Source organism: Planktothrix sp. (assembly GCF_046067725.1).
Taxonomy (GTDB): domain Bacteria; phylum Cyanobacteriota; class Cyanobacteriia; order Cyanobacteriales; family Microcoleaceae; genus Planktothrix.
In genome coordinates, this window is record NZ_JBJUDF010000322.1 from 1 (window position 1) to 4983 (window position 4983).

The following is a 4983-nucleotide window of genomic DNA, read 5'->3' on the forward strand; positions in this document are numbered from 1 at the left end:
GTCCTACAACACCAATATTCAGGGTATCACGGGAAAAGCGATTTTTTAGCTTAGTTAATGCTTCAATCTCAGAAACAATATTTAACTGAATTTCTGAACAATCAATTTCTTTAATTTGTCCCCTAATCTGAGGATCATCTACTTTACTAATGACTTGACGCTGATAACTTTCGACTTGGGACAGCATCTTGAACAACGTTTGTAAGTTCTCTGTGACTTGCTCAATTTTCTCAGCTAAAGGTTGACGCTGTTTGATAATCGTTGCGATGCGTTTACTTTTGTCCATTGCAATCCCCAGATCCACAGAATCGGCACTTCATACATTATATACAGAAAAGTCCGTTCCCTCGCTGGAATTTAACAATGCCTAATCGCTAGTTTCTCCTTTTTTTAAAAGAGGATTTTTCTTATTTTTATTATAAGCAAGCCTTAAATTGATACTTAAATAAGGGGGTGCGATCGCAATCCCCCACTAACCCTCAATTTCCTTTTCCTTAACCACCAAAACTGAACAATTTGCCTCCGAAACCACCATAGAACTAACAGACCCTTCTAAAATGCGTTTCACTCCCGTTAGTCCCCGACTGCCAATCATAATCAAATCGGCTTTATAAATATTCGCTAACCGAATAATTTCCTCTGCCGGGTCACCGACCACAATCTCAATCTCACTTTGACAATCTAACTGATCTTGATAACCTCGCAGTTGCTTTTCAATATGACGATAAGGGAATTCATCACTCCCCAAATGAGGTTTATCCGCCACAATATCAAAATCCGATGCCACCGTTGGTACAACATGAGAGAAGATCACGTTGGTTGTGGGTTGCAATTGCAGTTGACCCAGTGCCTCAATCACGAACTTCGCAGTCGGTGAATCATCCACAGCAACCAAAATCGTATTCAGCACAGCAACGTCTCCTCTAAACAATATGAAACACTCGTGAACTGGAAATCTAATAGAACTCAAACTCCCATTCTAAAGGCAAGACGTGACACATCCCAACAGAAGATTGATAGAAGTTATCAATTTTAAGGTTCCGTTCTCAAACGTACCGACTCCCCATGAGACGGAAGACCTTCAGCCGTTGTTAACGCCTGAATGGCTCCCGCCACCTTCTGTAAAGCGGTCGGAGAATATTGGATTAAACTGGAATGTTTCATAAAGGTTTCGACCCCCAACGCCGAAGCATAACGCGCCGCCCCCGATGTGGGTAAAGTATGGTTAGGGCCAGCTAAATAATCCCCTACCGCTTCCGGTGTTGAACAGCCTAAAAAGATGGCTCCCGCATGACGAATACTTTCGAGTAAATCCCAAGGTTCCGCCACTTCTAATTCCAAGTGTTCCGGGGCAAACTCATTCGATAATTGAGCCGCCGCCTCCAAGGATTCTACCACCACCACTAAACCATAATGGGCGATCGCTTTTTCCGTTAAGGTGCGTCGAGGATGATTCACTAACTGTCGTTCCACCTCCGCCACCACTTGCCGCGCTAAGGCTGAATCCGTTGTTAATAAAATTGCCGCCGCTAAGGTATCATGTTCGGCTTGTGCGAGTAAATCCGCCGCCACATGAACCGGGTTCGCCACACTATCTGCAATCACCAACACTTCCGATGGCCCCGCCAGGGAATCAATTCCCACCGTGCCATAGACCAATTTTTTCGCCAAGGTCACATAAATATTACCAGGGCCAGTAATCACATCAACTTTCGGGATCGTTTCTGTACCATACGCTAAGGCAGCCACCGCCTGAGCCCCTCCAACCCGATAAATTTCATGAACTCCCGCTTCCTGAGCCGCGACCAACACGGCCGGATTAATTTTATGATCCGGCCCTGGGGGAGTCACCATCACAATTCGAGGTACTTTCGCCACCTGAGCCGGAACCGCATTCATTAACACGGTACTCGGATAGGACGCTTTCCCCCCCGGTACATACAATCCAGCCCGGTCAACCGGAGTAAAGCGTTTTCCTAAAACAATATCATCATCCCCAAACTGCACCCAAGACTTAGGAATGCGTTGACGATGAAACGCCTCAATTTGTTGGCGAGCTAACTGGATGGCATTTAATAATTCCTTAGAAACTTGCTGGTAAGCTGCGTCCAACTCCGAACCACTCACCCGCAATTCATCCAAGGTTAATGTCTTTTGATCAAATTCTTCCGTATAGTGGAGGAGTGCTTTATCCCCTTGACGCCGAACTGTTTGCAGCACTTCCCGCACCGTTGCTTCTTTATGGAGCATCGTGTCATCATGGGTACGGTCAGAGATCCGTCGCAATTCAGCTTGTGCTTCAACCCACTGAGTAATAATTCGCAGCATGGTGATTCGGAGTGCCAACCTTAAGAAATTAGGGCCGAAATAATAAGGAACAGACAACAAGGATTCACATTCTAAGGGCTGGGTCAAACTGACCGCCGTTTAGAATTTATCCCCCTTGCTTCCTTGCCAACAGTCAGGGGATTCATGCCCAGTATAGCATAAAAACCCGTCATGACTCGGACAGGGCGTGAAACCGATTTTTTTTGCTAGAATGCCAGAGTCATAATTTTTTTGATGCTTCCTGTGAGTGCATAGGAAGTAGGGTTGAATTTGACAAAATAAATGCTATAGTAGTAGGTCTGTAACTTTAGTATCTTTAATCCGAATACCTGCGTTTTCTTCATCCAGAACCTATGGCCAATATTAAATCTGCTGTCAAACGCGTCGAAATTGCAGAGCGCAATCGGTTGCGTAACAAATCTTATAAGTCAGCCGTTAAAACCTTAATGAAAAAGTGTCTGCTCCTTGTTGATCAATACGGCTCCGACCCAACAAGCGATAATCTCGCTGCTGTTAATCAACAAATGTCGGCTGCCTTTAGCAAAATTGACAAAGCGGTCAAACGAGGCGTTCTGCATCCAAATAATGGGGCACGCAAAAAATCTCGCTTGGCAAGAGCCTTAAAACGTCACCAAAATGTTGCGGCCTAACTCATCCGTGATCAGTTAAAGAGACGCACTAGGACAGGTACTAACTCAACTTGTTCAAGAATTAAGGGTTAGTCATTGTCAAAGGAAAACCAGAAAGACAATGCTGGTCAAAATCCTATCACTTGCAAAACGGATAACTGAGTCACACATAACTGATTTATGAGGTGATTAGGAGGAGGTAAACTCTCAACGAGTGCATCATTTCGAGTTAGATAGTCAGGCTTCAATCCGTTTAGTCAAGTTTTGTGCAGCACTATGCAATTGATCGATACCCACGTCCATATTAATTTCAAAGAATTGGCATCCGACCTAGAGGCAATTCGACAGAGATGGCAGGAAGCGGGAGTCGTTCATTTAGTGCATTCCTGTGTTCACCCCGGAGAATTTCAGGAGATTCAGGAGATAGCCAATCAAGTGCCTGAACTCAGCTTTGCCGTTGGGTTACATCCATTGGATGCTAAACTTTGGAATTCTACCTCAGCACAAACTATTATCCAACTGGCTCAATCGGATGATCGAGTTGTTGCAATTGGAGAAATGGGGCTTGATTTTTACAAAGCGGATAACCGAGATGAACAAATCCAGGTGTTCACCGAACAGCTAGAGATTGCTTATCGCTTGAATCAACCGGTGATTATTCATTGTCGGGATGCAGCGGCTACGATGATTCCCTTATTAAAGCAATTTTGGCAACAACGGGGAAAAGTTTCGGGGGTTATGCACTGTTGGGGAGGAACCCCGGAAGAACAAGAGGAGTTTCTGGCGTTAGGGTTGTATATCAGCTTTAGCGGAACCGTAACCTTTCAAACGGCGATCGCCATTCAGGAATGCGCTCGTCAAGTTCCTTGTGATCGAATTTTAATCGAAACGGACTGTCCGTTTCTAGCTCCTGTTCCTAAGCGCGGTAAACGAAATGAACCCGCTTTTGTGCGTCATGTCGCCGAAACCGTTGCCCAATTGCGAAATGTTCCCCTAGAAACCATTAGTCAACAAACCACTAATAACGCCCGTCAACTGTTTCGTTTGTGAGCAGTTGACTCTTGATTATTAACGGTTGGCGGTTGACTTTTAAGAATATTTAGGATGATAAAAACGTTGCCATTATCAAGGATAAAACATTAATTATTAAGAGGAAAAAATGACATTAAAATCTTCCCTAACTCCACAGTTACTTCTCAAATTAAGATTCGCAGACAGTTAACCGTTAACTGTCAACCGTCAACCGTCAACACCCGAAATCATTCTTTCATCCAAAGAACCAATGACAAATCTAACCCACAACGAACCTACTTTTTTGCTTCCTGACTTAATTGAAATTCAACGGTCAAGCTTTCGTTGGTTTTTGGAAGCGGGGCTGATTGAAGAATTGGAAAGTTTTTCACCCATTACCGACTATACCGGTAAACTGGAACTGCATTTTTTAGCGAAAGATTATAAACTCAAACGCCCCAAATATGATGTTGATGAAGCGAAACGGCGGGATAGTACCTACGCCGTGCAAATGTATGTTCCGACTCGTTTAATTAATAAAGAAACTGGAGAAATTAAAGAACAAGAAGTCTTTATTGGAGACTTACCCTTGATGACTGAACGGGGAACCTTTATCATCAACGGAGCAGAACGGGTTATTGTTAATCAAATTGTCAGAAGTCCGGGGGTTTATTATAAATCTGAAATTGATAAAAACGGACGACGAACTTATAGTGCTTCTTTAATTCCGAACCGAGGAGCTTGGTTAAAATTTGAAACCGATAAAAATGATTTAGTGTGGGTCAGAATTGATAAAACCCGCAAACTCTCTGCCCAAGTTTTATTAAAAGCCTTGGGACTGACGAATAACGAAATTTTTGATGCGTTGCGCCATCCCGAATACTTTGAAAAAACCATTGAACGGGAAGGGGAATTTACAGAAGACGATGCCTTAATGGAACTGTACCGCAAACTCCGTCCAGGGGAACCTCCAACGGTAGCCGGAGGCGAACAGCTACTCAATAACCGCTTCTTT

The 4983-nt window shown here is 43.9% G+C and carries 4 protein-coding genes and 2 pseudogenes; 3 read left to right on the top strand and 3 right to left on the bottom strand.

Annotated elements, in window-relative coordinates; all coding sequences use genetic code 11:
* From ACKPEB_RS19895 to hisD, 3 genes and pseudogenes are all read right to left on the bottom strand, one after another.
* Positions 1-286, bottom strand: a pseudogene (locus ACKPEB_RS19895) (hypothetical protein); the annotation flags it as partial.
* A gap of 186 nt (positions 287-472) precedes the next feature.
* Complete coding sequence (locus ACKPEB_RS19900) at positions 473-910, bottom strand: universal stress protein (protein ID WP_408966729.1); 438 nt, start codon at positions 908-910, stop codon at positions 473-475.
* A 122-nt stretch (positions 911-1032) separates the two neighbouring features.
* Positions 1033-2328, bottom strand: a complete 1296-nt coding sequence (gene hisD / locus ACKPEB_RS19905; protein WP_408966730.1) for a histidinol dehydrogenase — start codon at positions 2326-2328, stop codon at positions 1033-1035.
* A 353-nt stretch (positions 2329-2681) separates the two neighbouring features.
* Here hisD and rpsT point away from each other — a divergent pair, with 353 nt between their 5' ends.
* The 3 genes and pseudogenes from rpsT to ACKPEB_RS19920 form a co-directional block, all read left to right on the top strand.
* Positions 2682-2978, top strand: a complete 297-nt coding sequence (gene rpsT / locus ACKPEB_RS19910; protein WP_408966731.1) for a 30S ribosomal protein S20 — start codon at positions 2682-2684, stop codon at positions 2976-2978.
* Between the two features lie 255 nt (positions 2979-3233).
* Positions 3234-4007 (top strand): TatD family hydrolase, encoded by a 774-nt coding sequence (locus ACKPEB_RS19915; protein ID WP_408966732.1) that lies wholly within the window; start codon positions 3234-3236, stop codon positions 4005-4007.
* Between the two features lie 232 nt (positions 4008-4239).
* Positions 4240-4983, top strand: a pseudogene (locus ACKPEB_RS19920) (DNA-directed RNA polymerase subunit beta); the annotation flags it as partial.